2 protein-coding genes are annotated in these 1271 nt (G+C 37.2%); both read right to left on the bottom strand.

All coding sequences use genetic code 11. The annotated features are described in order from the left end of the window. Positions 1–157: 157 nt before the first annotated feature. A complete protein-coding gene (locus ACEN33_RS12370; protein ID WP_407095204.1) occupies positions 158–322 on the bottom strand; it encodes a hypothetical protein in 165 nt (54 codons plus the stop codon). A gap of 11 nt (positions 323–333) precedes the next feature. Then, complete coding sequence (locus ACEN33_RS12375; RefSeq protein ID WP_407095205.1) at positions 334–1125, bottom strand: nuclease-related domain-containing protein; 792 nt, start codon at positions 1123–1125, stop codon at positions 334–336. Positions 1126–1271 lie beyond the last annotated feature (146 nt).

The following is a 1271-nucleotide window of genomic DNA, read 5'->3' on the forward strand; positions in this document are numbered from 1 at the left end:
CTAAATTTAAGGTAATATTTAATTGAGCCATAATAATCTTCCTTTCAATGTTTGTCTGTCAACTACATTGTACCAAAGAGATTATTATGGTTTTTTACTTTTACACAATTATATGGGCTTTATCAGTTTCCGGAGCATCGCGCGACTTCACGACGCCCTATTTTGAATAATATCTAAATTCCTCATCTTTAAAGGCAAACTTCATTCGTTTTGCCGGGTTGACATAAGTTGATGCCTTCCCTTTTGAGTGTAATTCAAAATAATTTCGTAAAGTCCGCTTAATAATATACTCTAGACTTGGTTCGCCAATAAATTCAGTCACCGAACTTTTCGTCAGTGGCATTCGTAATACAAAACGCCATAATCACAAATCGTGCGCAGAACCGCTCTTTGTTTTGGTTCTTGGCGCCCGCAATTTTTACACAATATATGATAGCGTCGCGATATCACATCTACTCGCCAGCTATCACAATTTTCACACAGGATACCACTCCGCGCTAAGGCGCGCAATTTCTTGTCCATCACCTCACTCACTAAATGCCCTTCAGTTGCTTTGCTCATTAAGTACTTTGCGACTTCTTTCGGATTCATCGAGCCTCCTCGGCTATCTTCAACCACTTTTTTCAAATATGATCGCAGTTCCCACCGCATTAAATAGGGGCTGACATTTTCCTGATCGAAAATTTTAACCGTATCGTCCTCATTGATAAACACCAGTTGCGATTCCACAGGAAAATAAAGTCCATCATTTTGAATAATTTCCTCAAAAATTTCTCCCGCTCGTTTGACTTGGGTAAAGAAATTACGCGACAGCCGCTCACCTTTTCGGTACCAAAATCCTTCCTTATACGTAAATTCACTGAGTAAATTTTTCACTTCAAATCGGTAAATCGCATGAACTGTAATTAAAATCGTATCAATTTGAGTAAATTTATAAGGCAATTTATAGAAAATATCATTTAATATTACAAAATGTCCGGGGAGATTATCCCTCAGTATATTAATAAAATCTAAGTGTCCTTCGTAACCGACTTGTTGTCTGGCTAGTCTGTTTTTGACAGAAGTCGGTAGTTCGCACCTTTCATTTAAGCATTCATAAAATTGCAATTCAAACGGTTTGTCCATGTGTTTACCTCCAGTATATTTGTCAAGTCCATAATCTTGTGTAAAAGTCTCAATGTAGTTATATCATCTGGTCATCATGCACATTACACTTGTAAGAATGTCCGAGCGTTATTTTCCCAATTTTCGTGGAAATCAATTAATATCGA

Origin of the sequence: Ruoffia sp. FAM 24228 (genome assembly GCF_045528575.1) — a bacterium.
Taxonomy (GTDB): domain Bacteria; phylum Bacillota; class Bacilli; order Lactobacillales; family Aerococcaceae; genus Ruoffia; species Ruoffia halotolerans.